At 59.0% G+C, this 23572-nt stretch carries 20 protein-coding genes; 15 read left to right on the top strand and 5 right to left on the bottom strand.

What is annotated here, in order from left to right:
* A partial coding sequence (locus KGB06_RS24650; RefSeq protein ID WP_223520396.1) for a hypothetical protein occupies positions 1-224 on the top strand: 224 nt, incomplete at its 5' end.
* A 126-nt stretch (positions 225-350) separates the two neighbouring features.
* On the opposite strand, the gene lpxH is transcribed toward KGB06_RS24650, so the two are convergent.
* Positions 351-1103, bottom strand: coding sequence for a UDP-2,3-diacylglucosamine diphosphatase (gene lpxH, locus KGB06_RS24645; protein WP_223520394.1), 753 nt, complete (start codon positions 1101-1103; stop codon positions 351-353).
* On the bottom strand, positions 1100-1603 hold the full coding sequence (locus KGB06_RS24640) for a peptidylprolyl isomerase (RefSeq protein WP_223520393.1): 504 nt from the start codon (positions 1601-1603) through the stop codon (positions 1100-1102). Before KGB06_RS24640 ends, lpxH begins: the two co-directional genes overlap by 4 nt.
* Before the next feature lie 249 nt (positions 1604-1852).
* On the opposite strand from KGB06_RS24640, the gene KGB06_RS24635 reads away from it, so the two are divergent.
* Positions 1853-3550, top strand: coding sequence for a glutamine--tRNA ligase/YqeY domain fusion protein (locus KGB06_RS24635; protein ID WP_223520391.1), 1698 nt, complete (start codon positions 1853-1855; stop codon positions 3548-3550).
* 15 nt (positions 3551-3565) lie between these two features.
* A complete protein-coding gene (gene cysS, locus KGB06_RS24630; RefSeq protein ID WP_223520389.1) occupies positions 3566-4948 on the top strand; it encodes a cysteine--tRNA ligase in 1383 nt (460 codons plus the stop codon).
* Between the two features lie 200 nt (positions 4949-5148).
* Here the strand turns inward: cysS and KGB06_RS24625 are convergent, their stop codons facing one another.
* The gene (locus tag KGB06_RS24625) at positions 5149-6996 is read right to left on the bottom strand and encodes a sigma-54-dependent Fis family transcriptional regulator (RefSeq protein ID WP_223520387.1); all 1848 of its coding nucleotides are present in this window, start codon (positions 6994-6996) and stop codon (positions 5149-5151) included.
* 465 nt (positions 6997-7461) lie between these two features.
* On the opposite strand from KGB06_RS24625, the gene KGB06_RS24620 reads away from it, so the two are divergent.
* From KGB06_RS24620 to KGB06_RS24595, 6 genes are read left to right on the top strand one after another with little or no spacing between them, the layout of a single operon-like run.
* Positions 7462-8556, top strand: a complete 1095-nt coding sequence (locus KGB06_RS24620; protein WP_223520385.1) for an ABC transporter ATP-binding protein — start codon at positions 7462-7464, stop codon at positions 8554-8556.
* On the top strand, positions 8556-9653 hold the full coding sequence (locus tag KGB06_RS24615) for an ABC transporter ATP-binding protein (RefSeq protein ID WP_223520383.1): 1098 nt from the start codon (positions 8556-8558) through the stop codon (positions 9651-9653). The genes KGB06_RS24620 and KGB06_RS24615 overlap by 1 nt, the downstream gene beginning before the upstream one ends.
* Positions 9650-10516, top strand: a complete 867-nt coding sequence (locus tag KGB06_RS24610) for a carbohydrate ABC transporter permease (RefSeq protein ID WP_223520381.1) — start codon at positions 9650-9652, stop codon at positions 10514-10516. The genes KGB06_RS24615 and KGB06_RS24610 overlap by 4 nt, the downstream gene beginning before the upstream one ends.
* 8 nt (positions 10517-10524) lie before the next feature.
* A complete protein-coding gene (locus KGB06_RS24605) occupies positions 10525-11325 on the top strand; it encodes a carbohydrate ABC transporter permease (RefSeq protein ID WP_223520379.1) in 801 nt (266 codons plus the stop codon).
* Between the two features lie 10 nt (positions 11326-11335).
* A complete protein-coding gene (locus tag KGB06_RS24600; protein ID WP_046032507.1) occupies positions 11336-11608 on the top strand; it encodes a DUF2160 domain-containing protein in 273 nt (90 codons plus the stop codon).
* Between the two features lie 47 nt (positions 11609-11655).
* Entirely contained in the window at positions 11656-13398 is a 1743-nt protein-coding gene (locus KGB06_RS24595; protein WP_223520377.1) for an ABC transporter substrate-binding protein, read from the top strand.
* 345 nt (positions 13399-13743) lie between these two features.
* Here KGB06_RS24595 and KGB06_RS24590 read toward each other — a convergent pair whose 3' ends face one another.
* Both KGB06_RS24590 and KGB06_RS24585 read right to left on the bottom strand, forming a co-directional pair.
* Positions 13744-15153 (bottom strand): heavy metal sensor histidine kinase, encoded by a 1410-nt coding sequence (locus tag KGB06_RS24590; RefSeq protein ID WP_223520375.1) that lies wholly within the window; start codon positions 15151-15153, stop codon positions 13744-13746.
* Entirely contained in the window at positions 15150-15824 is a 675-nt protein-coding gene (locus tag KGB06_RS24585; protein WP_223520374.1) for a heavy metal response regulator transcription factor, read from the bottom strand. The genes KGB06_RS24590 and KGB06_RS24585 overlap by 4 nt, the downstream gene beginning before the upstream one ends.
* A gap of 479 nt (positions 15825-16303) precedes the next feature.
* On the opposite strand from KGB06_RS24585, the gene KGB06_RS24580 reads away from it, so the two are divergent.
* The 6 genes from KGB06_RS24580 (at position 16304) to KGB06_RS24555 (ending at position 23560) form a co-directional block, all read left to right on the top strand.
* Complete coding sequence (locus KGB06_RS24580) at positions 16304-17584, top strand: TolC family protein (RefSeq protein ID WP_223520372.1); 1281 nt, start codon at positions 16304-16306, stop codon at positions 17582-17584.
* Positions 17585-17633: 49 nt separating this feature from the next.
* Entirely contained in the window at positions 17634-18839 is a 1206-nt protein-coding gene (locus KGB06_RS24575) for an efflux RND transporter periplasmic adaptor subunit (RefSeq protein ID WP_223520370.1), read from the top strand.
* Between the two features lie 26 nt (positions 18840-18865).
* Positions 18866-22018, top strand: coding sequence for a CusA/CzcA family heavy metal efflux RND transporter (locus tag KGB06_RS24570; protein WP_223520368.1), 3153 nt, complete (start codon positions 18866-18868; stop codon positions 22016-22018).
* Positions 22019-22219: 201 nt separating this feature from the next.
* Positions 22220-22420, top strand: coding sequence for a co-regulatory protein PtrA N-terminal domain-containing protein (locus KGB06_RS24565; protein ID WP_223520366.1), 201 nt, complete (start codon positions 22220-22222; stop codon positions 22418-22420).
* An 80-nt stretch (positions 22421-22500) separates the two neighbouring features.
* Entirely contained in the window at positions 22501-22833 is a 333-nt protein-coding gene (locus KGB06_RS24560) for a DUF2790 domain-containing protein (protein ID WP_223520365.1), read from the top strand.
* Between the two features lie 346 nt (positions 22834-23179).
* Positions 23180-23560, top strand: a complete 381-nt coding sequence (locus KGB06_RS24555; RefSeq protein ID WP_223520363.1) for a DUF6124 family protein — start codon at positions 23180-23182, stop codon at positions 23558-23560.
* Positions 23561-23572: the final 12 nt, after the last annotated feature.

Below are 23572 nucleotides of genomic sequence, written 5' to 3'. Positions count from 1 at the left end.
GAAGCATTGAGCTTGAACTCGCTGGAATAGGACTTTCGCATCATCATGCACACCTTAGATTTGGGCGCCATCATAGCGCCCTATTGATGTGTCCAATTTCATTAGGCCAGATCAGCCTGCTCGCGATGGCGGTGGGTCTATCAACAAAAGTGTTGAATGTGAGTCCGCTATCGCGAGCAGGCTCACTCCTACAGGGGATTGGTGTCAGTCCGAAAATTGGCTGACCCCGTGGGGGCCAAATGTGGGAGCGAGCCTGCTCGCGATAGCGGTGGACCAGTCAGTAAAGATGTTGAATGTGAATCCGCTATCGCGAGCAGGCTCGCTCCCACAAGGAGTTTTGTGTTCGGCAGTTAGTGAGTGGGGGCGGCCAGTTGCGGTGGCGGGGTGAAGTCGAACGGTGCCAGGGCAAACCCTTGTTCATCCACCTGCAACGCCCAGCCCTGACGATCCCAATCCCCGAGCACAATGCGCTTGGCCGCTTGCTCGCCCAGCTGCAATTTGTGGATGGCCGGGCGATGGGTATGGCCGTGGATCAAGGTCTTCACGCCATATTCCTGCATGATCCGCGGAATTTCTTCCGGCGTGACATCCACGATGTCATTGGCCTTCATCCGCGTTTGCGCACGGCTTTCACTGCGCAGCTTGCGCGCCAGTTTATGCCGAGTGCGCAGCGGCAAGTGCCGCAGGATGAACAGGCTGATGGGGTTGCGCAGGTAGCGACGCAGCTTCATATAGGCTTCGTCTCGGGTGCAGAGGCTGTCGCCGTGCATCAACAGCACCGGCTCGCCATAAAACTGCACGACACTCGGGTCCTTCAACAACGTGCAGCCGGCCTGTTTGCAGAAGGCCTGGCCCAGCATGAAGTCGCGATTGCCGTGCATCAAAAAGATGGCCGTGCCACTGTCGCTAAGTTCGCGCAGGGCTTGGCAGATGGAGCGTTGAAAGGGCGTCATGGCATCGTCGCCAATCCACGCCTCGAAAAAGTCGCCCAGGATGTACAACGCACTCGCCGAGCGGGCGCGTCCGGCGAGCAAATCCAGAAACGCCCGGGTTATGTCCGGGCGCTCCTCTTCCAGATGCAAGTCTGAAATCAGCAGTATCACTCAATGATCTCGGCTTTCTCGATGATCACGTCTTCTGCTGGTACGTCTTGGTGGCCGGCCTTCATGGTGGTGGAAACACCTTTGATCTTGTCGACGACTTCTTCGCCTGCAACCACTTTGGCGAACACGGCGTAGCCCCAGCCCTGAGTGGTCTTGGCGCTGTGGTTCAGGAAGCTGTTGTCAGCCACGTTAATGAAGAACTGGGCGGAAGCCGAATGCGGTTCCATGGTGCGGGCCATGGCAACGCTGTACTTCACGTTCGGCAGGCCGTTGTCAGCTTCGTTCTGGATGCTTGGGCGCTTGTCTTTCTTTTCTTTCATGCCTGGCTCGAAACCGCCGCCCTGGATCATGAAGTTGCCGATGACGCGGTGGAAAACGGTGTTTTCGTAGTGACCGGCTTTGACGTACTCGATGAAGTTGGCCACGGTGATCGGGGCCTTTTCAGCGTTCAGTTCCAGGACGATGTCGCCATGGTTGGTGGTCAGTTTGACTTGGGTCATGATTACTACTCTTTCAAGGAATTCGTGGATGTTGGGACATTAAGGCCCATCACCTGTTCAGCCTTTTTTGGCCAAGGAGGGCAGTTTAGCGTGACAGGCGCGAATTTCGAGGCTGTTTTTCATTTGCGGCCGATTAAATGCGACCGTTTGCAGGCGCGCTCTGTCAGCTACTTGACAGCATCGGCTATGATAGCGGCTTTGTTTTACTTGGCCTTCTTCCGGCCGCGCACTTGTACGTTCAAGGATCCTATGAGCAAGCCCACTGTCGACCCTACCTCGAATGCCAAGACCGGCCCTGCCGTGCCGGTCAATTTCCTGCGCCCGATCATCCAGGCGGACCTGGACTCGGGTAAGCACACGCAGATCGTCACCCGTTTCCCGCCTGAGCCCAATGGCTACCTGCACATCGGTCACGCCAAGTCGATCTGTGTGAACTTCGGCCTGGCCCAGGAATTCGGCGGCGTCACCCACCTGCGTTTCGACGACACCAACCCGGCCAAGGAAGACCAGGAATACATCGACGCGATCGAAAGCGACGTCAAATGGCTGGGCTTCGAATGGTCCGGTGAAGTGCGCTATGCGTCGCAGTATTTCGACCAGTTGCACGACTGGGCGGTTGAGCTGATCAAGGCCGGCAAGGCTTACGTCGACGACCTCAGCCCGGATCAGGCCAAGGAATACCGCGGCAGCCTGACCGAGCCGGGCAAAAACAGCCCGTTCCGTGATCGCTCCGTGGAAGAAAACCTCGACTGGTTCGCTCGCATGCGTGCCGGCGAGTTCCCGGACGGCGCACGTGTGCTGCGGGCCAAGATCGATATGGCCTCGCCGAACATGAACCTGCGCGACCCGATCATGTATCGCATCCGTCACGCTCACCACCACCAGACCGGTGACAAGTGGTGCATCTACCCAAACTACGACTACACCCACGGTCAGTCGGACGCCATCGAAGGCATCACCCACTCGATCTGCACCCTTGAATTCGAAAGCCATCGTCCGCTGTATGACTGGTTCCTCGACAGCCTGCCCGTGCCAGCGCACCCGCGTCAGTACGAGTTCAGCCGCCTGAACCTGAACTACACGATCACCAGCAAGCGCAAGCTCAAGCAGCTGGTGGACGAGAAGCACGTCAATGGCTGGGACGATCCGCGCATGTCCACGCTGTCGGGCTTCCGTCGCCGTGGCTACACGCCGAAATCGATCCGCAACTTCTGCGAAATGATCGGCACCAACCGGTCCGACGGCGTGGTTGACTTCGGCATGCTCGAATTCAGCATCCGTGACGACCTCGACCACAGCGCTCCGCGGGCCATGTGCGTGCTGCGTCCGCTGAAAGTCGTGATCACCAACTACCCGGAAGGCCAGGTCGAGAACCTCGAACTGCCGTGCCACCCGAAAGAAGACATGGGCATGCGCGTTCTGCCGTTCGCCCGTGAGATCTACATCGACCGTGAAGACTTCATGGAAGAGCCGCCAAAAGGCTACAAGCGCCTGGAACCGGCCGGTGAAGTGCGTCTGCGCGGCAGCTACGTGATTCGTGCCGACGAAGCGATCAAGGACGCCGATGGCAACATCGTCGAACTGCGTTGCTCCTACGACCCGGAAACCCTGGGCAAGAACCCTGAAGGCCGCAAGGTCAAAGGCGTAGTGCACTGGGTGCCGGCCGCTGCCAGCGTCGAGTGCGAAGTGCGCCTGTACGATCGCCTGTTCCGTTCGGCCAACCCTGAGAAGGCCGAAGACAGCGCCAGTTTCCTGGACAACATCAACCCTGACTCGCTGCAAGTCCTCACCGGTTGTCGTGCTGAACCTTCGCTGGGCAATGCACAGCCGGAAGACCGTTTCCAGTTCGAGCGCGAAGGCTACTTCGTCGCGGATATCAAGGACTCGAAACCAGGTCATCCGGTGTTCAACCGTACCGTGACCTTGCGTGATTCGTGGGGCCAGTGATTCAAGGAAACTAAAGTGCTTACGATCTACAACACGCTCACCAAGAGCAAAGAAGTCTTCAAGCCGCTGGATGGCAACAATGTGCGCATGTACGTCTGCGGGATGACCGTGTACGACTACTGCCACATTGGCCACGGCCGCAGCATGGTTGCGTTCGACCTGGTGACCCGCTGGTTGCGCTTCAGCGGTTATAACCTGACTTATGTGCGCAACATCACCGACATTGAAGACAAGATCATCAATCGGGCGAAGGAGAACGGCGAGCCGTTCGACGTGCTGACCGAGCGCATGATCACCGCGATGCACGAGGACGAGGCGCGCCTCAACATCCTCAAGCCGGACATGGAACCACGGGCCACCGATCACATCGCTGGCATGCAGACCATGATCCAGACCCTGATCGACAAGGGTTACGCCTACGCCCCTGGCAATGGTGACGTGTACTACCGCGTCGCCAAGTTCATGGGCTACGGCAAGCTGTCGCGCAAGAAAATCGAAGACCTGCGCATCGGCGCGAGGATCGAAGTCGACGAGTCCAAGCAGGACCCGCTGGACTTCGTGCTGTGGAAAGGCGCCAAACCGGGCGAGCCGAGCTGGGCGTCGCCGTGGGGCGACGGCCGGCCGGGCTGGCACATCGAGTGCTCGGTGATGTCGACCTGCTGCCTGGGCGAGACCTTCGACATTCATGGCGGCGGCAGCGACCTCGAGTTCCCGCACCATGAAAACGAAATCGCCCAGAGCGAAGCGGCCACCGGCAAGACCTACGCCAACGCGTGGATGCATTGCGGCATGATTCGCATCAATGGCGAGAAGATGTCCAAGTCCTTGAACAACTTCTTCACCATTCGCGACGTGCTGGAAAAGTACCACCCGGAAGTCGTGCGTTACCTGCTGGTGTCGAGCCACTACCGCAGCGCGATCAACTATTCGGAAGACAACCTCAAGGACGCCAAAGGCGCACTCGAGCGTTTCTACCACGCGTTGAAAGGCCTGCCGAACGTGGCCCCGGCTGGCGGCGAAGCCTTTGTCGAGCGTTTCACCCAGGTGATGAACGACGACTTCGGCACGCCGGAAGCCTGTGCAGTGCTGTTCGAGATGGTGCGCGAGATCAACCGCCTGCGCGAGAGCGATCTCAATGCGGCGGCGGGTCTGGCAGCGCGCTTGAAAGAACTGGCGAGCGTGCTGGGTGTGTTGCAGCTTGAGGCCGATGACTTCTTGCAGGCCGGCGCTGAAGGGCGGGTGGATGCGGCTGAAGTTGATGCGCTGATTGCTGCGCGTCTGGCGGCACGTGCGGCTAAAGACTGGGCCGAATCCGACCGCATCCGCGACCAGCTCACCGCCATGGGCGTGGTGCTGGAAGATGGGAAGGGCGGTACGACTTGGCGTTTGGCTGACTGATCGCGTTATCCGCTACAAAACAAAACCCGCCTTGTGCGGGTTTTTGTTTTTAAGGGCTGTTCGCTAATTCTGCGGTGACAGGGCTGGCGTCTTCGCTGGCAAGCCAGCTCCTACAAGGTCGCGCCGTTCGCCAAAATTACGTACACCACGGACACTGTAGGAGCTGGCTTGCCAGCGAAGGGGCCCGTCCGGCCAACCCATCATTCAGTCTGGCGCAATCGCTTGTAAAGGGTATTGCGGCTAACCCCAAGCCGTCGGGCCAGATACGAAATATTCCCCCCAGCCGCCCGCAACTGCCGATTCAAATCCTCAACATCATTCAAATCCACCGCTAGAGTCTCCGGCGAATCCACTGGCTCCATCTCCAGATCGACAAAAAAATCATCCGGCAAATGCTCAGGTCGCACCGGTTGCTCCTCGGCCATGGCCAGCGCCACCTGCATCACGCTGCTGACCTGACGCAAATTCCCCGGCCACGGGTGACGGCCGAACAACTCCAACACTTCACGACTCAACCCGGCCCACTGCGTAGGTTCGCGATGTTGCTCCCACAGGCGTTTGAACAATGCCTCTTTATCGCTGCGTTCACGCAGGGGAGGCAATTCCAGGGTCAAGCCACCAATCCGGTAATACAGGTCTTCACGAAACCGCCCCAGTTGCACTTGCTCGCGTAACGCACGGTTAGTCGCCGAAATAATCCGGATATCAACCGGGAACAGCTCGCTACTGCCCACCGGCTGCACGCAGCGTTCCTGCAAGACCCTCAATAACCGAGCCTGAGTCGGCAACGGCATGTCGCCGATTTCATCGAGGAAGAGGGTGCCTTTATCCGCCTTGCGAATCAGCCCGATGCTGCCTTTCTGGTTAGCTCCGGTGAACGCGCCTTTTTCATACCCGAATAGTTCGGATTCCACTAGTTCGGCGGGGATCGCTGCACAGTTAACGGCAATGAACGGTTTTTTACTGCGGGAACTGGCCTGGTGCAAGGCTTTGACGAACACTTCCTTGCCGACCCCGGTTTCCCCGTGGATCAACAGCGGAATGTCCTTTTCCAGTAGACGTTCAGCCTGGCGCACGGCTTTTTCCACGCGGCTGTCGCCGAAGTGCAAGGTGTTGAGGCTGATTGCTTCGGGTGCCGCCGCGGCCGGCTCGGCGCTCTTGGGTTCAGAAAACAGTCGCGCCTGAATCGGCACTAGTTTCGGCCGCCTCAACAGGCATTGAAAGCGGTTGCGCCCCGAAGCTTGCAGGGCGAACGGCAGGCCGTCGGGCTGGTTCAACAGTTCGAGCAACGAGACCTTGAACAGGCTCTCGATGCTGACCCGCGACAGGCTGATGCCCAATAGATTGTCGGCCCGGCGGTTGGCGGAGAGCACCTGGCCGGTCTCATCGAAGATCAACAGCCCGGCCCATTGGCTGTCGAGGTTGTTTAATCCGGTGTTGAAGGTCAGTTGAAAATGCTGGCCCTGGAACAGGTTGAGAATCAGCCGGTTTTCCACGGTCTGGCTCATCATTTTGACCATGCCCAGGGTGTGCGACGGCGGCAGGTAGCTGTCGCTGGACACATCCAGCACCGCGATGACTTTGCGCTCGGCATCGAAAATCGGCGCGGCGGAACCGGTCATGAAGCGGTTGGCTTTCAGAAAGTGTTCATCGTGTTCGATGTGCACGGCTTGCTCGCAGGCCAGCGCGGTGCCGATGGCATTGGTGCCGCTGCAACGCTCCATCCAGCTGGCGCCCGCACTGAAACCACGGGTCAGGCTCGGCTCGATAAACCGCTGGGTGCCCCATGACGTCAGGACCTGGCCTTGATTGTCGGCGAGCATGATCAGGCAGTTGGAATTGCTCAGGATGTTTTCGTAATACGGCAGCACTTCCTGGTGTGTGGTCTGCACCAGCGAATGTTGGCTCTCCAGCAATTGCGCGATGCCTTCGGCCGGCAGTTGATCGAACGCAGGGACACTCTGATGGTTGAGGCCGAACGCGCGGCAGCGGGACCAGGAGTCCTGAATGACGGCGTCGTGGGAGAGCGGCGAGGCGGGTGCGGCCATGGCAGTCGATCTCTGAGCAAGCTTTTATTGTTTTTGTTATGGGCGAAACCAGGTTTTAGGTGATGCATGCTGCCAACGGGAACCCTTGTAGCAGCTGGCGAAGCCTGCGTCCGGCGACGCAGTCGTCGTAAAACCTGAATACGCGGTCATCCTGATACACCGTGGCGCCTGATTTTACGACGGCTTCGCCGCCGGACGCAGCCTTCGGCAGCTGCTACAAGGCCGTGCGTAATTCAGAATATTTTGCAGTAAAACGGTGTGTAGAGTGTTGTTCACTATTGTTCATTGTCAACGGCTGGGTTGTTCAGTTGTTCAGTCGCGGTTGTTCATTTCTGTTCAGCAACGAAAGCGATGACTCCGCTCACTCACAGATTTTCAAGCCAGATCAAAGGTTTGCAATTTTTGGCACGAAAGTCGCTCTGTAGCTCCGGTCGCTTGACTCCAAATAATAAAAAAGGCCGAGCCATGTCATTAACCCTGGAACACGTCAGCCGCACCGTCGAGGGCCAGACCTGGATCGACGATGCCTGCCTGAGTTTTGAACCCGGTTCCTTCAACGTCTTGCTCGGGCGCACGCTGTCCGGCAAAACCAGTCTGATGCGCCTGATGGCCGGTCTGGACAAGCCCGACAGCGGCCGCATCCTGATGAATGGCGTCGACGTCACCCAGCGCCCGGTGCGGCTGCGTAACGTGTCGATGGTCTATCAACAGTTCATCAATTACCCGACCATGACCGTCTTCGAGAACATTGCCTCGCCATTGCGCCAGGGCGGTGTTTCCAACGAATTGATCCAGAGCAAAGTGCTGGAAACCGCGAAGATGCTGCGCATCGAGAAGTTCCTCCAGCGCCATCCCCTCGAACTCTCCGGCGGCCAGCAACAGCGCACGGCCATGGCCCGCGCGCTGGTCAAAGATGCCGAGCTGATCCTGTTCGACGAGCCACTGGTCAACCTCGATTACAAGCTTCGCGAAGAACTGCGCCAGGAAATGCGCGAGCTGTTCAAGGCGCGGCACACCATCGCGATTTACGCCACCACCGAACCCAACGAAGCCCTGGCGCTGGGCGGCACCACGACCATTCTTCACGAAGGCCGGGTGATCCAGAGCGGCAAATCCTCCGAGGTGTATCACCAGCCGCAAAGCGTACTGGCGGCGGAGCTGTTCTCCGAGCCGCCGATCAACCTGATGCCGGGGCGGATTGCCGGTAACGAAGTCAGCTTCGCCAATTTCGTGCACTTCCCGTTGAACGTCGACCTGCGGCCGGTGGGTGAAGGCGAGTTCCGCTTTGGCGTGCGTCCGAGCCACATCTCACTGGTGCCGAGCAATGACGATGATCTGGAACTGGCTGTGACGGTCGAAGTCGCCGAGATCAGCGGTTCGGAAACCTTCCTGCATGTGCGCAACGAGCATTTCCTGCTGGTGCTGCACTTGCCCGGTGTTCACGAATACGACGTCGATGCGCCGATCCGCATTTATATCCCGACCCATAAACTGTTTGTGTTCGATGCGCAGGGGCGTTTGATCCAGGCGCCTGGCCGCCGTATTGCGAGGGTTGCCTGATGGCCGAAATCCGTTTGCAGAACCTCGCCCACAGTTACACCAAAACCCCGGCCGGACCCGAGGATTACGCGATCCGCGAGATGGACCACGTTTGGGAACAAGGCGGAGCCTATGCGTTACTCGGGCCTTCCGGGTGTGGCAAGTCAACCTTGCTCAACATCATTTCCGGGCTGCTCAGCCCCTCTCAAGGGCATGTGTTGTTCGACGGCAAAGCGGTCAACAACCTGACGCCGGAGAAGCGCAACATCGCCCAGGTTTTTCAGTTCCCCGTGGTCTACGACACCATGACGGTGTTCGATAACCTGGCGTTTCCGCTGCGAAATCAGGGCATGGCCGAGGCGAGAATTCACACCAAGGTGCAAGAAATTGCCGAGGTCCTGGACCTTCAGGCGCTGCTGAGCAAAAAGGCCAGTAACCTCACCGCCGATGAAAAGCAAAAAGTCTCCATGGGCCGTGGGCTGGTGCGCGATGACGTCTCGGCGATCCTGTTCGACGAACCGCTGACCGTGATCGACCCGCACCTGAAGTGGAAGCTGCGGCGCAAGCTCAAGCAGATCCACGAGCAGTTCAACATCACCATGGTCTACGTCACTCACGATCAGTTGGAGGCTTCGACCTTCGCTGACAAAATCGCCGTGATGTACGGCGGGCAGATCGTGCAATTCGGTACGCCGCGAGAATTGTTCGAACGGCCGAGCCACACCTTTGTCGGCTATTTCATCGGCAGCCCGGGGATGAACCTGATCGAGGTCAAGCCGCAACCGGGTGGCGTGGGGTTCGCCTCGACGCATCTAGCGTTGTCTGAAGCTCAACAGAAACGCATCGCTGAATCCGAGTGGAAAACCCTCAAGGTCGGTATTCGTCCAGAGTTCGTGCATGTGTGGGAAGAACCCTTTGATGACGCGATGAAGGCGCAGGTCGTGCACATCGAAGACCTCGGCACCTACAAGATCCTGACCCTGAACCTCGACGGCGCGCCATTGAAAGTGCGCCTGGCCGAAGATAAACCGGTGCCGGAAGGCACGGCGTACATCAGTTTTCCGGCGCAGTGGTTGATGGTGTATGCCGATGAATTCCTGCTGGAGACACTGCCATGAACAAGGTGCAAAACAACAAGGCCTGGTGGCTGGTGTTGCCGGTGTTTCTGCTGGTGGCCTTCAGCGCTGTGGTCCCGATGATGACGGTGGTCAACTATTCGGTGCAGGACATCTTCGACCAGTCCAGCCGCTACTTCGTCGGCGCCGACTGGTACAGGCAAGTGCTGCTCGATCCGCGCCTGCATGACTCGCTGCTGCGTCAGTTCATCTACTCCGGCTGCGTGCTGCTGATCGAAATCCCGCTGGGCATCGCCATCGCCCTGACGATGCCAACCAAGGGGCGCTGGTCGTCGCTGGTGCTGATCATTCTGGCGATTCCGTTGCTGATTCCATGGAACGTGGTCGGCACGATCTGGCAGATTTTTGGCCGCGCCGATATCGGCCTGCTGGGGGCAAGCCTCAAAGCCATGGGCATCAGCTACAACTATGCGGCGAACACCATGGACGCCTGGGTCACGGTGCTGGTGATGGACGTGTGGCACTGGACGTCGTTGGTGGCACTGTTGTGCTTCTCCGGATTGCGGGCGATTCCCGACGTGTATTACCAGGCGGCGCGGATTGATCGGGCCTCGGCCTGGGCGGTGTTCCGACACATCCAGTTGCCCAAGCTGAAAAGCGTGCTGTTGATCGCGGTGATGCTGCGGTTCATGGACAGTTTCATGATTTACACCGAGCCGTTCGTGCTGACCGGTGGCGGTCCGGGGAATGCCACGACGTTCCTGAGTCAGACCCTGACCCAGATGGCCGTAGGGCAATTCGACCTGGGGCCGGCAGCGGCATTCTCGCTGGTGTACTTCCTGATCATCCTGTTGGTGTCCTGGCTGTTTTACACCGCCATGACTCACTCTGACGCCAACCGCTGAGGCCCGCCATGAGCAAGAGAAAGCTTATTCCGCTGCTGGTCTACATCCTGTTCCTGCTGGTGCCGATCTACTGGCTGCTGAACATGTCGTTCAAGAGCAACACTGAAATCCTCGGCGGCCTGACGTTGTTCCCCGCGGATTTCACCTTGCATAACTACAAGGTGATTTTCACGGATCCGGCCTGGTACACCGGTTACCTCAACTCGCTGTATTACGTGAGCCTGAACACGGTGATTGCCTTGAGCGTGGCACTGCCGGCGGCGTATGCGTTTTCGCGCTATCGCTTCCTCGGCGACAAGCACCTGTTCTTCTGGCTGCTGACCAACCGCATGGCGCCGCCGGCGGTGTTCCTGTTGCCGTTCTTCCAGCTGTATTCCTCGATCGGCCTGTTTGACACCCACATCGCGGTGGCCTTGGCTCACTGCCTGTTTAACGTGCCGTTGGCGGTGTGGATTCTTGAGGGCTTTATGTCCGGTGTTCCCAAGGAAATCGACGAAACCGCCTACATCGACGGCTATAGTTTTCCCAAGTTTTTCGTGAAGATTTTTATCCCGCTGATCGGCTCCGGCATCGGCGTCACCGCGTTTTTCTGCTTCATGTTTTCCTGGGTTGAATTGCTCCTGGCGCGCACGCTGACGTCGGTCAATGCCAAGCCGATTGCGGCGGTGATGACCCGCACGGTTTCGGCGTCGGGCATCGATTGGGGCGTGCTGGCGGCGGCAGGGGTGTTGACCATCCTGCCGGGCATGCTGGTGATCTGGTTTGTTCGCAACCACGTGGCCAAGGGCTTTGCCCTGGGTCGGGTATGAGGAGCTGATGATGGAATGGATGAGTTGGACCGGCCCTACAGCGGCGTTCTTCTGCGTCATTGCCCTGATCCTGGTGGGCATGACGACTTGGGAGTTGCGCTCGCCGAGCATTCTCAAGCGAGGTTTCTTGCCGATTGCCACCACCCGTGGCGATCGGCTGTTTATCGGTCTTCTCGGCAGCGCCTACCTGCATTTGCTGGTAATTGGCGTCACCGACTGGAGCATCTGGGTAGCGTCTGCGTTGTCCCTGGTGTGGCTGTTGGCTGTGATGCGTTGGGGCTAGTCGAATCGCTCGGCAATGTTGCTCCGAAATTCAAACAGGAGGTCTCTATGTTCGACAAAAACAATAAGCTGCGACATAGCATTTCATTGGCAGCCATGCTGGCACTCAGTGGGTTGAGTGCTGCGGCCTGGGCCGACGCCTATGAAGACGCTGCGAAGAAATGGATTGGCAGTGAATTCAAGCCATCCACGTTGACAGCCGATCAACAGCTGGAAGAACTGAAGTGGTTCATCAAGGCGGCGCAGCCGTTTCGCGGGATGAGTATCAAAGTGGTTTCGGAAACCATCGCCACCCACGAATATGAGTCCAAGGTCCTGGCCAAGGCCTTCACCGAGATCACTGGCATCAAGTTGACCCACGACTTGCTGCAGGAAGGCGACGTGGTGGAAAAGCTGCAGACCGTGATGCAATCGGACAAGAGCATCTATGACGGCTGGGTCAACGACTCGGACCTGATCGGTACACACTTCCGCTACGGCAAGACTGAATCGATCACCGACCTGATGGCCAACGAAGGCAAGGACTTCACCTCGCCGACGCTGGACATCAAGGACTTCATTGGCACCTCCTTTACCACGGCCCCGGACGGCAAGCTCTATCAGCTGCCTGACCAGCAATTCGCCAACCTCTACTGGTTCCGCGCTGACTGGTTCGAGCGGCCGGAGCTGAAAGCCAAGTTCAAGGAAAAGTACGGCTACGAATTGGGCGTGCCGGTGAACTGGTCAGCCTATGAAGACATCGCCAAATTCTTCAGCGAAGACGTCAAGGAAATCGACGGCAAGCGGGTCTACGGGCACATGGACTATGGCAAGAAAGACCCGTCCCTGGGCTGGCGCTTCACTGATGCCTGGTTCTCCATGGCCGGTGCCGGCGACAAGGGCATCCCCAACGGCTTGCCGGTGGACGAGTGGGGCATTCGAGTCGAGGACTGCCACCCGGTGGGCTCCAGCGTGACCCGCGGCGGCGACACCAACGGGCCGGCGGCAGTTTTCGCCACGCAGAAATACGTCGACTGGCTCAAGGCCTATGCGCCACCGGAAGCGGCGGGCATGACCTTCTCCGAGGCCGGTCCGGTGCCGGCCCAAGGCAACATTGCCCAACAGATTTTCTGGTACACCGCGTTCACCGCCGACATGACCAAGCCGGGCCTGCCCGTCGTGAATGCCGATGGCACGCCGAAATGGCGCATGGCGCCGTCGCCGCGCGGCCCGTACTGGGAAGAGGGCATGAAGCTGGGATACCAGGACGTGGGTTCCTGGACGTTCCTGAAGTCCACGCCTGAGAAACAGAAACTCGCCGCCTGGCTCTATGCGCAGTTCGTGACCTCGAAAACCGTGTCGCTGAAGAAAACCATCGTCGGCCTGACGCCGATACGCGAGTCGGACATCAACTCGCAAGCGATGACCGACCTGGCACCGAAACTCGGTGGCCTGGTGGAGTTCTACCGCAGCCCGGCCCGCGTGCAATGGACCCCGACCGGGACCAACGTGCCGGACTATCCGCGTCTGGCACAACTGTGGTGGAGCCACATCGCCGAAGCGGCCAGCGGCGAGAAAACTCCGCAACAGGCACTGGACGGTCTGGCCAAGGATCAGGACGCCATCATGTCCCGCCTGGAACGTTCGAAAGCGCAAACCACCTGCGCACCGAAAATGAACCCCGAGCGCGATGCGCAATACTGGTTCGATCAACCGGGTGCACCGAAGCCGAAACTGGCGAACGAGAAGCCTAAGGGTGAAACCGTCAACTACAACGAGCTGCTGAAGTCGTGGGCGAACGCGCCTAAGTAAACTTCTGCACTGAGAAAGGCGAACGGCACCGAAAGGTGCCGTTTTTATTTGTGCCTGATAGTCCGTCATCGCGAGCAGGCTCACTCCTACAATGATCTGCGATGTTCACAGCATTTGTGACCGACGCAATACCTGTGGGAGTGAGCCTGCTCGCGATAGCGGACTGACATTAACCATTGCTGTTGCCCGATCCACCGCATTCGCGGGCAAGCCACGCTCCACAGGTTTCAGTGGTGTTCACACATTCTGCGGACGACGGTGATCACTGTAGGAGCGGCGGTGCGACGATTCGACTTGCCCGCGAAGAGGCCATCCCTCACAGCGAAGATCCCCCCGCCTGTGGCCTCAATGCGCCACCCCCTCAATCGCAGGAAACCCCAACCGAAACACCGTCATCGCCCCCGGCATGCTCTTAACCTCCGCCACCCCCTGATGCAGGCTCATGATCGAGCGCACGATGGCAAGGCCCAGTCCGGTGCTGCCCTGGGCGCGGGAACGGCTGCTGTCGACGCGGTAAAAGCGGTCGAACAGATGCGGCAGATGCTGCGCTTCGATGCCTGCACCGGGGTTGCTGACCAGCAGGGAAACCTGCGTCGCGCCTTGTTCAATCAGCAGCGAAACCGTTTGCCCGGCCGGGCAGTGACGCAGGGCGTTGGACATCAGGTTCGAGATCGCCCGCTGGATCATCAACCGGTCGCCTTTCACCCGAGCACTGCCCACCACAGTCAAATGAATCTGTTTGTCCTGCGCCGAAAGGGAAAACAGGTCGGCGACTTTCAGGGCTTCATCTTCCAGCGCAATCAGCTCGAAAGGCGTAAGCGCCGCCGGCTGGCTGACCTGCGCCAGAAACAGCATGTCCGAGACTATTCGCGCGACGCGTTCCAGTTCTTCGGTACACGACACCAAAATATCTTTGTATTCCTGAGTCGTGCGTTCCCGAGACAGTGTTACCTGTGCCTTGCCCATCAAATTGTTGATCGGCGAGCGCAGCTCATGGGCCAGATCATCGGAGAACTGCGACAACTGCTGCACGCCGTTGTCGAGGCGGTGCAGCATGAAATTGATACCTTGCGCCAGTTCACTGAGTTCCTGTGGCATGTTCACCACCGAGAGTCGATGGTCGAGGTCCTGCGTCGAAACCATCGCCGCCACCTGGCGAAACTCGCGCATCGGTGCCAGACCTCGCAGCACCGCCACCCAGGCACTGAGACCGATGAAAATCAGCAGTAACGGCAAAGCCATCAGCGTCGAACGCAGATAAGCGCTGAGCAACGCCTGATCGTGAGCATTGTCCATCGACAACAGCACCGGGACGCGGGTGCCGTCCTTGATGCGGATCAGTCTGGAGACTGTGAGGAACTTCGTGCCCTGAGCGTCGGTGCTGGTGGAGTAAGCCAACTGATCGGTGGCCGCCCGCACTGCCTTCAGTTCGAGGCGCGGATCGGCCATGCCGGTGCCGGACTTCAATAGCGGTGCGCGCAGATTGCTGCGCTCATAAATGGTCAGAGTGAGGTTGTCATGCCCCATGACCTGGTCGAGCAAGATGTGCGGCTTCGAACTGATTTCTCCGGGATCGGTGTACAGCGCCAGGCTGTGTTCAACTTGCTCCATCTTCTTTTCCAGGCTGTCTCTGGATACTGCGTTCAGCTCGTGGGTCAGAGTGAAATAAGCGAGGATCGCCAGGAACACCACCAGCAGCGCCCCGACAATGCTGACCGTCAGACCGAGGCGCAGCGACAGGCTCGCCGGCTTCATTCCCGCGCTTCCAGCACGTAACCGACACCGCGCAGGGTGTGAATCAACTTGTTGTCGAACGGGTCGTCGATTTTCGCCCGCAAACGCCGGATCGAGACTTCGACCACGTTGGTGTCGCAGTCGAAGTTCATGTCCCACACCAGCGAAATGATTTGGGTGCGGGTGAGCACCTCGCCGGACTGGCGCATCAGCAGATGCAGCAGGGCGAACTCTTTAGTGGTCAGGTCGATGCGCTGCTCGCCGCGAAAGGCGCGATGACGCCCCGGATCGAGTTCCAGATCGGCAACTTTGAGTACTTGCGGCACCGGGATGTTTTCGCTGCGGCGCATCAGGCTACGCACCCGTGCCAGCAATTCGGGGAACTCGAACGGTTTGACCAGATAATCGTCGGCGCCCAGATCCAGACCGCGAATCTTGTCAGCCAAACGACCTCGAGCGGTCAACATCATCACGCGAGTAGAGCGGGTGCGGCGCAGTTGTTCCAGCACGCCCCAACCGTCCAGTTGCGGCAGATTGGCGTCCAGTATCACCAGGTCGTAAACCTGGTGTTGGGCCAGATGCAGCCCATCGGTTCCATTGGCCGCGTGATCAACGATATAACCACTTTCTGTCAGTCCCTGATGTAAGTATTCGGCAGTTTTAAGCTCGTCCTCGACGACAAGGATTCGCATGATCAATCACCACTTTTATTTAAAAGACATGTAATTAAGGTGGTCGGGAAAGTTGTTGTTCTTATAGAGGCTTCCGGACGTTTATTTATAACGGCGAGTTGAATGGGTTCTTGCTTTCCTGCAGAGAGTTCTCCGGTCAGGGCGTGCACGATAAAGTCTGTAGTGGCTACAGGGTCAACCGCAACGCTAGGCCTCTAGCCTTGAAAATGGCCTGATGCGACAGCCTGACGCAGAGGCCTGCTTCGAAAGTGCTTCAACCTCATGGGAATTGAAATCGGGCAAGTACTGTTCGGCGGATAAATACCGGGCATTTGTTTCTTAGTATTGCTACATAGCGGTTTGCACTTCGCATGGTAGAGCAAAACAACTTGCTGGAACCGTGGATAACGTATTTGTAATGTTTCAGTCACCTTGTCGATAAGCTCAAAACCCTACCGTGGCGACATTGAATTTTCTTGATTTAAAAAGGAAGTATTCCATTGCCCGGTTTAAGAGAACTGACGGCGCGATCACGCCTGAAAAAAACAGCAGGCGTGGTGACGGCCACCTGCTTTTTGTTATTGGCCGGCCCGTGTCTGGCGGCTGTTTCGTCCGGCTCGACACTGACACTGGATCAGGCCCTGAAAACGGCATTTGCCGGTAACCCTGAGTTGGCGGCCGCCCAATGGGAGATCGGAATTGCCGAAGGGGATCGACAGCAGGCCGGTTTGATCCCCAACCCTGAAGTGTCGTGGGAGGCCGAAGACACGCGCAGTGAGTCGCGAACCACCACGGTGATGCTCAGCCAGCCAATTGAACTGGGCGGCAAACGCGGTGCGCGGATCGATGTCGCCAGCCGTGCGCAGGATGCCGCCGGAATCGAGTTGGAGCGCAGGAGCAACGCTTTGCGCGCCGATGTGATTCAGGCGTTCTCCAGCGCACAAACGGCGCAGCAGCGCTTGCAGTTGTCCAGCCAGTCACTGGAGCTGGCCGAGCAGGGGCTGCGGGTGGCGCAAGGCCGCATCCAGGCGGGCAAATCATCGCCGGTCGAAGGCACGCGAGCGCAGGTGCAACTGTCGGAAGTGCGTCTGGAAATGAGCCGCGCCGAGCGCGATCAGGCCAACGCGTACCAGCAATTGGCGCAGGTCATGGGGGCACCGTTGCCGACGTCGACCACTGTGCAAACGGCCACTCAAGGCATGCCCGCCATGCCGCCGCCTACCCGTTTGCTGGAACGGCTGAAGGAGACCGCCGATATGCGCCTGGCCAAATTGCAGATCGTCCAGCGTGAAGCCTCCTTGGCGTTGGAGAAGACCCAGCGGATTCCTGATGTGACCGTGAGTGTCGGCAGCCAGTACAGCGAACTGGATCGCGAGCGAGTGAATGTGGTCGGGCTATCGATGCCGATCCCACTGTTCAATCGCAATCAGGGCAACGTGCTGGCGGCGGCGCGGCGCACCGACCAGGCGCGGGATCTGCGCAACGCCACCGAACTGCGCTTGCGCACGGAAATCCAGACCACGCTTGCGCAATGGCAGACCGCCAACGGCGAAGTCAAAGCGTTCCACCAGACCATTCTGCCCGCCGCGCAAAGTGCGGTCGACAGCGCTACGCGCGGTTTCGAAATGGGCAAGTTCGGGTTCCTCGACGTTCTCGACGCCCAGCGCACCCTGATCAGTGCTCGCACCCAATACATCCAGGCCGTTGCCGAAGCGACAGACGCGCGGGTGCGCATCGAACGCATTTTCGGCGATCTCGGCGCGTTCGGCGTCAGCCCCTGAATTTCATCTTTTAAATCACTGCGCGATGGCCTGACGCAGAGGAGTTTCCATGGATAAAAAACTGATCGTGGTCGCTGTGGCGACATTGACCCTGGGCATTGGTATCGGCTCGTTGTGGGTGGGTAACTCGCCCATTGACGCCCATGCCGATGAAGTGTCGGAGCATGCCGACCATGCTGAAGAAGGCGCATCAGCCGACGGCGGACATGCCGAAGGTGAAAGCGAAGAAGGACACCTCACACTCAGCAACGAACAGATCGCGGCGGCCGGCATTCAACTGGCCGAAGCACAGGCGCAGAACATCAGTCTTGGCCTGCCGTTCCCCGGCGAAGTGCGCTTTGACGAAGACCGCACCGCGCACCTGGTGCCTCGCGTGCCGGGGGTGGTCGAGTCGGTGTCGGTCAACCTCGGGCAGTCGGTGAAGAAGGGGCAGTTGCTGGCGGTGATCGCCAGTCAGCAGATTTCCGATCAGCGCAGCGAACAGGCGGCCGCACAGCGGCGTCTGGCGTTGGCGCGCACCACGTTCGAGCGTGAGCGGCAGTTGTGGCAGGACAAGATTTCCCCCGAGCAGGATTTCCTCCAGGCCCGTCAGGCGTTGGAAGAGGCCGAAATCGCCCTGAGCAATGCTCGACAGAAAATTAGCGTACTCAGTGGCAGCGTGGTCGCCAGCGGCGGCAATCGGTACGAATTGCGTGCGCCCTTTGACGGCGTAGTGGTGGAAAAACACCTGACGCCGGGGGAGGTGGTCGATGAAACCACGGCTGCTTACACGCTCTCGGACCTGTCCCGGGTGTGGGTGACGTTCGGCGTTTCGCCCAAGGATTTGAACAAAGTGCAGGTTGGTAAACCGGTCTCTGTCAGCGCTCCGGAGCTGGGGGCAGAAGTCGTCGGCACCGTGGCTTACGTCGGCAGTTTACTGGGCGAACAGACGCGCACCGCAACGGTTCGCGTCACCCTGGAAAATCCGCAAGGTTCGTGGCGTCCGGGGTTGTTCGTGAATGCGTTGGTCGCCACTGACAGCCGACAAGCCAAAGTCGCCGTGCCCGAAACCGCGATCCAGACGGTCGAGGACAAACCCACAGTGTTCGTGCGCACCGACGACGGCTTCAAGGCGCAAGCAGTGGAGCTGGGCAGTCGCGCGGCCGGTCAGGTGGAAATCACCCAGGGGTTGGAGCCCGGCGTGCAAGTCGCCAGCGCCGGCAGCTTTGTTCTCAAATCGGAATTGGGCAAAGCCTCGGCTGAGCACTCCCACTGATCCGACCCCTCGACGAGAAGGTTCTCATGTTCGAACGCCTGATCCAGTTTGCCATCGAGCAGCGCATCATCGTGCTGCTCGCCGTTTTACTCATGGCCGGCCTCGGCATCGCCAGTTATCAAAAACTGCCGATCGACGCCGTGCCGGATATCACCAACGTCCAGGTGCAAATCAACACCGGAGCCGCTGGGTTCTCGCCGCTGGAAACCGAGCAGCGCATCACCTTCCCGATTGAAACCGCGATGGCCGGCCTGCCGTCGCTGGAGCAGACCCGTTCGCTGTCGCGCTCGGGATTGTCGCAGGTCACGGTGATTTTCAAGGACGGCACCGATCTGTTCTTCGCCCGGCAGTTGGTCAACGAGCGACTGCAGATCGCCAAGGAGCATTTGCCCGAGGGAGTGGATGCGATGATGGGGCCGATTTCCACCGGTCTTGGCGAGATTTTCCTGTGGACAGTGGAGGCGCAGGACGGTGCGTTCAAAGACGACGGCACAGCCTATACGCCGACCGATCTGCGGGTGATTCAGGACTGGATCATCAAGCCGCAGTTGCGCAACGTCCAAGGTGTCGCCGAGATCAACACTATCGGCGGGTTTGCCAAGGAGTATCAGATTGCCCCCGATCCGAAACTGCTGGCGGCGTACAAACTGACCCTTACCGATCTGGTCACGGCGCTGGAACGCAATAACGCCAACGTCGGCGCCGGCTACATCGAGCGCAGCGGCGAGCAATTGCTGATTCGTGCGCCGGGGCAAGTGGCGAGCACCGAAGACATCGCCAATATCGTGATGGCCAACGTCGACGGCACGCCGATCCGGGTCAAGAACGTCGCCACCGTGGACATCGGCCGTGAACTTCGCACGGGTGCAGCCACCGAAAACGGTCGCGAAGTGGTGCTCGGTACGGTGTTCATGCTGATCGGTGAAAACAGTCGCACCGTGTCCCAGGCTGTCGCCAACAAGCTTGAACAGATCAACCGCTCCTTGCCCAAAGGCGTGATCGCCGTGCCGGTGTACGACCGCACGCACCTGGTGGACAAAGCCATCGCCACGGTGAAGAAGAACCTGGTGGAAGGCGCGATTCTGGTGATCGCGATTCTGTTCCTGTTCCTTGGCAACATCCGCGCGGCGCTGATCACTGCAATGGTGATTCCGCTGTCGATGCTGTTTACCTTCACCGGGATGTTCAGTAACAAAGTCAGCGCCAACTTGATGAGCCTCGGTGCGCTCGACTTCGGCATCATCGTCGACGGCGCGGTGGTGATCGTTGAAAACACGCTGCGACGGCTGGCCCATGCGCAGCAGCATCAGGGGCGTTTGCTGACCCGTTCCGAGCGTTTTCACGAAGTGTTTGCGGCAGCCAAAGAAGCGCGGCGACCGTTGATTTTCGGCCAGTTGATCATCATGGTCGTGTACCTGCCGATCTTCGCCTTGAGCGGTGTCGAAGGGAAAATGTTCCACCCGATGGCGTTCACTGTGGTCATCGCGTTGTTGGGCGCCATGCTGTTGTCGGTGACGTTTGTTCCGGCGGCTATTGCGCTGTTTGTCACCGGTAAGGTCAAGGAAGAGGAAGGCGCGGTCATGCGCGGCGCGCGGCGGGTGTATGCACCGGCGCTGGCCTGGGTGATGAACCATCGGGCGTTGGCCGTAAGCATGGCATTGGGCGTGATTGTGCTCAGCGGTGCGGTAACCAGCCGCATGGGCAGCGAGTTTGTGCCGAGCCTCAGTGAAGGCGATTTTGCCCTGCAAGCCTTGCGCGTGCCGGGCACCAGCCTGACCCAGTCGGTGGACATGCAGCAGCGTCTGGAAACTCTGATCCTCGCCAAAGTGCCGGAAGTCGAGCGCATGTTCGCCCGCACCGGCACCGCCGAAATCGCCTCCGACCCGATGCCGCCGAACATCTCCGACAGTTACGTGATGCTCAAGCCAAAAGATCAGTGGCCGGACCCGGGCAAGTCCCGTGAAACCCTGATGACTGAACTGCAACAAGCCGCCGCGACGTTGCCGGGCAGCAACTATGAGCTGTCGCAGCCGATCCAGTTGCGCTTCAACGAGCTGATCTCCGGCGTGCGCAGCGACGTTGCGGTCAAGGTGTTCGGTGACGACATGGACGTGCTCAATGCCACGGCGGCACAAATCGCTACCGCCATGCAGAAGGTCAACGGCGCGTCCGAGGTCAAAGTGGAGCAAACCACCGGCCTGCCGGTGCTGACTATCAACATCGACCGCGACAAGGCGGCGCGCTACGGGCTCAACGTCGGTGATGTGCAAGACACTATTGCGGTGGCGGTGGGTGGGCGTCAGGCCGGCACGTTGTATGAAGGGGACCGACGTTTTGACATGGTGGTGCGCCTGTCCGATGCCATGCGCAAGGACATCGAAGGCTTGTCGGCGCTGCTGATTCCGGTGCCGGCGCCGCTCAATGGTGCTGCCAATCAGATTGGCTTCATCGCCCTCAAGGATGTTGCCAGCCTCGATCTGGTGCTGGGGCCGAATCAGGTCAGCCGCGAAAACGGCAAGCGCCTGGTCATCGTCAGCGCCAACGTGCGTGGGCGCGATATTGGCTCCTTTGTTAAAGAAGCGGGCGAGGTGATCGAGCGCGATGTTCAGGTTCCGGCGGGTTACTGGACCAATTGGGGCGGGCAGTTCGAACAGTTGCAGTCGGCGGCCAAGCGCTTGCAGATCGTGGTGCCGGTGGCGTTGCTGCTTGTGTTCGGTCTGTTGTTCATGATGTTCAACAACCTCAAGGACGGGCTGCTGGTGTTTACCGGGATTCCGTTTGCCTTGACCGGCGGCGTCTTGGCGTTGTGGTTGCGGGACATCCCGCTGTCGATCTCGGCGGGCGTCGGTTTTATTGCGCTGTCGGGAGTGGCGGTGCTCAACGGCCTGGTGATGATTGCGTTCATCCGCAACCTGCGTGAGGAGGGGCGCTCTCTCAGTGACGCGATCAACGAAGGTGCGCTTACCCGCTTGCGGCCGGTGTTGATGACGGCGCTGGTGGCGTCCCTGGGCTTTATTCCGATGGCACTGGCGACTGGCACCGGGGCGGAGGTGCAGCGTCCGCTGGCGACGGTGGTGATTGGCGGGATACTGTCTTCGACCATCCTCACATTGCTGATCTTGCCGGCGCTGTATCAGCTCGCCCATCGACGAGACGAAGACACTACCTCAACCCAATAGGTGACCCCCTGTGGGAGCGAGCCTGCTCGCGAATGCGGCCTATCAGTCGGTAATGATGCTGACTGATCCACCGCTTTCGCGAGCAGGCTCGCTCCCACAGTTCTTTCTGGCACATAACGGATATGTAATTTCGGCGCCACCGTCACGAAAGGTTCGAATTGTTACCTTGATCCCGTTAATTAATTAAACGAGGAATCAAACATGAAACTTGTACAAATCGGTGCGTTTGCGGTGGCGTTGATGATGTCTTCTTTGGTCATGGCGGCCGGTGGCGGCGACAGGACATTCGCAAGAATGATGGCGGCCAATGACCGCGTGATGGCACTGAATGTGGCCAAAGAACAGGCGCGTGACCCCGTCGTAGTCAATGAAAAGAAGGACGAAAAGTCTAAAGACTTGTAAGCGTGTCGCACTTGATCAAGCCCGTCATCGAAGGTCGATGGCGGGCTTTTTTTATGAGCCCGGATCTGAAGGTATTGGATATGAAAATTTTCAAATGGATTGCGTTCGCCGGCGTGATGGCGATGTCCCTGAATGTGCTGGCTGAAGGCGGCGGTGACCGGACGTTCGAGAAAATGCTGAGCGCCAACACCAAAGCCATGGAGCAATACGCTGCCAGCCAGGGCAAACCGGCGCCGGTGGTGAAGGACTATGAATACGGGATGAAGCTGGATGTGGTGAAAGTGGTCAGCGTAGTGCGCCCGCAGACTGCTTGCGCCGTGGTGCCTGCCGCCATGACCTACGAAGACTCGCAAGGCCAGCTCAACACCCTCAAATACACCGTGGCAGGCGATTGCCGTAAGGGCGGAGGATGAGGCCTACATCGCGTATTTCAATTCGCGATGTTTAAGGCTGTGACTGAATAGCAGAACCTTCCCACAATGTTTTCAGGTTGTCCGTCGGACGTCCGGTCTCTAGCCTGTGCTGGTCGCTGCCAATTCAGCGATCGGGATTGGAACCCCGGAACCCCGAAAGCGCAAAAGTGGCTTTCATGACGTATACTTGCGCACCTTGATGGTGTGCACTCCGTTATGGCAGCTGTGCGCGGGAGACTTAGAGTCTGTCGGGTTTTTCGGTGGCCCGGGTTCCAACCTGCGTACAGCTGCCACCCCTTCGATTGGAACCGAACGGGTCAGCTCCACCGCCACACCGGAGTTACTTATGAAAAAGCCAACACCCAACCCTCCCGAAGCAGACGCCGTTGCGGACGCCGACTCAACATCCCCTTATGCCTCCGTCGACACCCGAAAACTCCACGAAGCCGCCGACCGCGCTCTCGACTACTACCTCAACCCCACCGCCAAAATCATGGCCACGCCATACACCCCCAACAAAATGTTCTTCGTCAATCCCGAAGCCGACACCGAATCCCTGCTGGCCAACGCCTGCGAATCCCTGGCCTCGGCCACGGTCATGCTCGGTGACTTTGCCGCGCTGCTGGAAGGCACGCACCGCAGGACGTTGCTGGGTATTGCACAGGTGGTGATGCTTGGCGAGCTGGCGGTGAACAAGGCGCTGGATAACGTCGATCCTGCTGCATAACCCTGTGGGAGC

This window comes from Pseudomonas sp. GL-B-19 (assembly GCF_019956415.1).
Classification (GTDB): Bacteria; Pseudomonadota; Gammaproteobacteria; order Pseudomonadales; family Pseudomonadaceae; genus Aquipseudomonas.
Note: the sequence above shows the minus strand (reverse complement) of the source record. Positions and strands in the feature narration are given on the sequence as shown.